Here is a 4,554-nt window from a genome sequence, read left to right as displayed (position 1 = left end):
ACATTTGTTTTCTGAGTGAGAGGGAACTGATACAACAGCGCATCTACCCCAACAGCATTATTGTTGCCATTATCAAAAGTACCACCAGCAAACCGAAAGTCACCTTCTGGTGTAAACGTAGAGTTGCTAGAGAAGGTATTCAGGTTTGTGGCTTGCAGTCGGGTTCTGAGTAAATCTTTGCCTGTAAAACTGGAATCAAAGTTGAGGCGGACGCGATCGCCTAAAATAGGATTGCGATTAATTTTTTCTCCTCTAGCATTATCTCCTGATACAACTCCTGCCACTGCAAAAACAGCTTCACCATTGAGTTTGGTAGTGGTAGAAAACTGATGCTGTTCCAGTTCGGCACTGCGTGTTTCCAGCGCATCAACTCGACCGCGCAGGGTTGCTAGTTCGGCGGTAAATTGCTCCTGCAATTTTTGTAATGTGGTTAAGTCTTCTTTTTTAACCAAATCATTAGTTGAGCTAGCAATCAGTTCATTAATGCGTTGTAAACAAGCATTCAAACCAGCCGCAAATTCATATCGCGTCATTGCCCGATTACCGCGATATGTACTATTAGGATATCCAGCAATACAGCCGTAACGTTCTACTAGTGATTGCAGCGCTTGAAATGCCCAATCAGTAGGCTGCACATCTGATAATTGAGAGACGGAAGTGACTTGCGCCACAGCATCAGTAGTCGCTGGAGGCTCTAGAGATTGATCGGTTTGGTTACTTCCAGATTTTGATGTAGTGTTATTTGCAGGAGAGGCGGCTGCCAGTCCACTATAACCAACAACTGAGGCAACAAGCACAATTAATGGAGTTTGCTGAAGAAAACCCCACAGAACTTTTGCTTTTAACATTTTTATTCCTCACACAAAAAATTAATCAGGACTAGTACAATGTCTAAGTTAATTTTGAAGGTTTGTAGTCAGCACTTTAGTGCTTATTTTCTAAGCACTAAAGTGCTTACTACAAACTTACTTACCCACCAATTTAAACTTGACAGACTACTAGTCAAATAGCCAACAAATACTCAATTTATGTATTCGGCTCTTAACAAACTTTGGGGGTTTAAGTCCCCAGCAAGATAGGCAGCGCGTTTTGATGCCTAAATCTAAATCCCCGGACGCGACGCTCTCTACGAGACGCTAAAAGCGAACGATGGCTCGCTATCGCAGACTCGCTAACACAAAACGTAATTGCGAATTGCGAATTGGTTTAAGGCTTGGCAGCGCTAGTGACATTCTTGTTAAGAACCTCTAAAGCTGTTAACAATTTTTGTTTATTTGGTGCAGAGGCTTTAAGTCCTGCCTTGATCTCATCGGATTTATCTTCAATTTCTTTGTAGGCATTGGGAGATTTAACTTTGACTCCATCTTCAACCTTTGACCAGAAATCCTCAAATTTATCAAATTCCCCTTTAGCTTTAGTAAAATCTCCCGCCTCAACTGCGGCTTTAGTATTGGTAACAACACCCTGTAGACCTTGAAATTCAGTTGTTGTAGTGGGACTGGCTGCTGCGCTAGGGCTGGTTGTCGCAGAGGGAGTGGGAGTAGCTGCTGCATCAGGGGTGGTTGTCGCAGAGGGAGTGGCTGTTGTATCGGCGATAGAACTCCCAGCAGGTGTTGTCTGTGCAGTAGGTTCGTCACCCTTATTGCATCCAACCAAAGTCATTAGGCTGATTGCAGCAACTATCAGTACTGGATTAAAACGATTCATTCTCAACTCCTCATCCAAATTCGTTTGCGTAGACTAGTAGTCTGTCAATAAATAATTGACGAATAAATTTTATGTAGAGACGGCGATTTATCGCGTCTCTCCAACCGTCAAAATGGATTTGACAGACCACTAGGAACAAAAATATTAGGTAATATTTTTGTCAATTAAATATTAAAGCTATCAAGGTAAAAAACTCGGAAAGAACCAATATTTTCTCTTTCCGAGTTTTTTACTTGTCATGCTTTACCTTAAGAACAGAGTCTATCAAGACTCCTCACACCAATTGCTGACTTCGAGTCTTGTCTGACAAGACTCGATTTTTATCATCTCATTTGCATTTTAGGTGATATTGAGCCTACATTGTAAAAAGTTTCTACTACCGGAAAAATACCATGAAACGTTCATTTCGTAAGTATCATCGTATCCTTGGCATCATCCTATCTGTGCCACTTGTGTTAACCGTGCTGACTGGGATGTTAACAACCTTTGTCCGCGAGTGGTCTGTGAGTATAGGAGTTCCAGCTAGTTTCCTCTTAAGTATCCATACAGGGGAAATCTTTCATCTGCAAGGAATCTACCCAATTTTGAATGGATTAGGACTTTTAGGATTGTTGGCGACAGGATTAAATATGTCTGGTTTATTTGGTAAAAAAACTCGGCAAAACCCTAATAATTAAACTAAGAAGCTAATGGCAAACGTACCTGAAAGCAGCTACCAACAGCGATTTCACTGGTGACAGTAATATCTCCTCCATGAGTTTTTGCGATCGCCAATGCAATAGCTAATCCTAAACCTAAGCCTCCCTCTCGCTGATTTCTAGCCTGATCTGCCCTCCAAAAGCGATTAAAAATTAAGAGAATGTGTTCTGGAAGAATACCAATACCAGTATCTTGAACATTTATGACTACAAACCGCTCAAGTTTAACCAGAGAAACTATGACAGTCCCTCCTTTCGGTGTATAATGCAAGGCATTTTGTAACAGATTAGAAAATAATCGCTTTAGTTGAATAGCTTCACCTTTGATAAAAACTTCAGTTGATATTTCTAACTTGAGAGTAATTTCCTTAGATACTGCGTGCAGTTCCAAAAATTCCACCAAATCCTCTAATAATTCATCCAAAGGAATATTTATCCATGCAATCATTTGAGTACTCTTTACTACATCAGTTCGAGCTAATAAAAGTAAATCTTCTACTAATCGAGTCATTTGATTACTTGCAGATGATATTGCTTCCAATTTATTTACATTAGCTGGATGAATTCTATCTGGATAATTCATAATCACTTCAACGGAAGTTTTAATGATTGTTAAAGGACTACGCAACTCGTGGGAAGCATCAGCAGTAAACTGTTTTAATTGCTGAATACTTTGCTCAATTGGCTGTAAAGATTGTCTTGTTAGCCACCAACCACCTAAGCCGCTAAGAATTATTACAATCAATCCTCCTAACTCAAATCCCCATAAAACTCTATTTAGTTCTTCTTCTAATTCTTCTGTAGATTCACTTACCCGCACATACCCTTGAAGCTTTTTTTTTCTTCCAGTTAAAGTATGCAGATAAACAGGAATAGTAATGCTGCGGATTTTATGGTGTTGGCTGATGTCAAAATTAGCAGTAAAAGACATTCGAGAAATAGTGGTTCCCGCTTTAGCCAATAGCCGACCATTAGCATCAAACCATTCTACTCCTTGATGATTTTCACGTAAATCTTGCCAAGGAATATCTAAATCTCCATCATCATCATTATCTAAAATTCGAGGAATTTTAGTATTAATTGCTTTTTTGTCAACTGGCGCTGCTATTAAGTTGTGAGAAGCTGCATTTGCTAAAGTGATAATTTCACTATTTAACTTTTGATATAGATTATAAGATAAAAAATGATAGACAATTGTGGTAGAAGTCCCCCAAATTGTTACCATTACACCTAGATATGAAAATAAAAGCCGCCTGCCTAAAGCCTGAAGCATCAATTTAAAAAGTTTGTTTTAGTCGATAACCTAAACCGTATACTGTCTCAATAAAATCAACATTAGCTCCAGCAAATTTTAGTTTTTGTCTTAAGCTCCGAATATGAACCTTTATTGTTTCTTCTCCTGGTGGTTCTTCAAAAGACCAAAGATGTTTCAAAATATCATTGCGATTAAACACTTGATGGCTGTGACGTAAAAACAATTCTAAAATTCTATATTCTTTGGGAGTCAGATGTACTGGTTGTTCATTGTATGTCACTTCATAATTACTTGGATCTAAACGCAACTTTTCCCACTCAAACACAGGGGGTAAAATAGTAATTCCCCGCCTTAATAAAGCGCGAATCCGAGCCATTAGTTCTTGTAAATCAAAGGGTTTGACAACATAATCATCGGCTCCCGCGTCTAACCCAATTACTTTATCAGTGCTAGTGTCTTTTGCAGTTAGCAACAGAATAGGTATAGAGTAGCCCTCTTGCCGTAGTTGTCTACACAATGTTATACCATCCAACTTTGGTAACATCAAATCTAACACTATTAAGTCATAAGGAAAGGCTTTAGCAAACTCCCATCCTGCTTGACCATCGCTAGCAATATCAACAAGATAATTTTGGTCAATTAGTACTTCTGCAAGTGCTTTTGCAATCCGATATTCATCTTCAACTAAAAGAATTTTCATAACGGTTTTGTCCTGTTAGCACCAAGATTATTGCTTTCTGCCTGTACCTCAGGGCTATTTCGTTCTAGACAGAAACCGCCCAGAACTGAAGTTCTTTGGCTTTTAGCTAAAGTCCGTTAAAACGGACTATAACATGAGTCTCAGTCGTCTTTAGACGACTTTTGCTATTAGACTCAGAATTCATTCTGAGGCGG

General features: G+C 39.1%; 5 protein-coding genes. 1 reads left to right on the top strand and 4 read right to left on the bottom strand.

Features of this window, described 5'->3' with window-relative positions:
• Together HWQ37_RS30080 and HWQ37_RS30075 are read right to left on the bottom strand one after the other, a co-directional pair.
• On the bottom strand, positions 1-848 hold an 848-nt coding region (locus HWQ37_RS30080; RefSeq protein WP_292754065.1), incomplete at its 3' end, for an iron uptake porin.
• 358 nt (positions 849-1,206) lie between these two features.
• Entirely contained in the window at positions 1,207-1,707 is a 501-nt protein-coding gene (locus HWQ37_RS30075; RefSeq protein WP_292754064.1) for a DUF4363 domain-containing protein, read from the bottom strand.
• 392 nt (positions 1,708-2,099) lie between these two features.
• Here HWQ37_RS30075 and HWQ37_RS30070 point away from each other — a divergent pair, with 392 nt between their 5' ends.
• Positions 2,100-2,384: a peptidase gene (locus tag HWQ37_RS30070; protein WP_292754063.1), complete on the top strand. Its 285-nt coding sequence runs from the start codon at positions 2,100-2,102 to the stop codon at positions 2,382-2,384.
• A 1-nt stretch (position 2,385) separates the two neighbouring features.
• Here the strand turns inward: HWQ37_RS30070 and HWQ37_RS30065 are convergent, their stop codons facing one another.
• Both HWQ37_RS30065 and HWQ37_RS30060 read right to left on the bottom strand, forming a co-directional pair.
• Complete coding sequence (locus HWQ37_RS30065; RefSeq protein WP_292754062.1) at positions 2,386-3,630, bottom strand: sensor histidine kinase; 1,245 nt, start codon at positions 3,628-3,630, stop codon at positions 2,386-2,388.
• A 52-nt stretch (positions 3,631-3,682) separates the two neighbouring features.
• The gene (locus HWQ37_RS30060; RefSeq protein ID WP_363318214.1) at positions 3,683-4,360 is read right to left on the bottom strand and encodes a response regulator transcription factor; all 678 of its coding nucleotides are present in this window, start codon (positions 4,358-4,360) and stop codon (positions 3,683-3,685) included.
• Between the last annotated feature and the right edge of the window lie 194 nt (positions 4,361-4,554).

The sequence above is a fragment of the Nostoc sp. NMS4 genome (genome assembly GCF_017115095.1).
Classification (GTDB): Bacteria; Cyanobacteriota; Cyanobacteriia; order Cyanobacteriales; family Nostocaceae; genus Nostoc.
The sequence above is the reverse complement of the archived record's forward strand: the minus strand, read 5'-3'. Positions and strand labels throughout refer to the sequence as shown.

Coding starts and splice junctions, on each gene's coding strand:
- HWQ37_RS30075 (WP_292754064.1), bottom strand. CDS start 1,707: ATGAATCGTTTTAATCCAGTACTGATAGTTGCTGCAATCAGCCTAATG.
- HWQ37_RS30070 (WP_292754063.1), top strand. CDS start 2,100: ATGAAACGTTCATTTCGTAAGTATCATCGTATCCTTGGCATCATCCTA.
- HWQ37_RS30065 (WP_292754062.1), bottom strand. CDS start 3,630: ATGGTAACAATTTGGGGGACTTCTACCACAATTGTCTATCATTTTTTA.
- HWQ37_RS30060 (WP_363318214.1), bottom strand. CDS start 4,360: ATGAAAATTCTTTTAGTTGAAGATGAATATCGGATTGCAAAAGCACTT.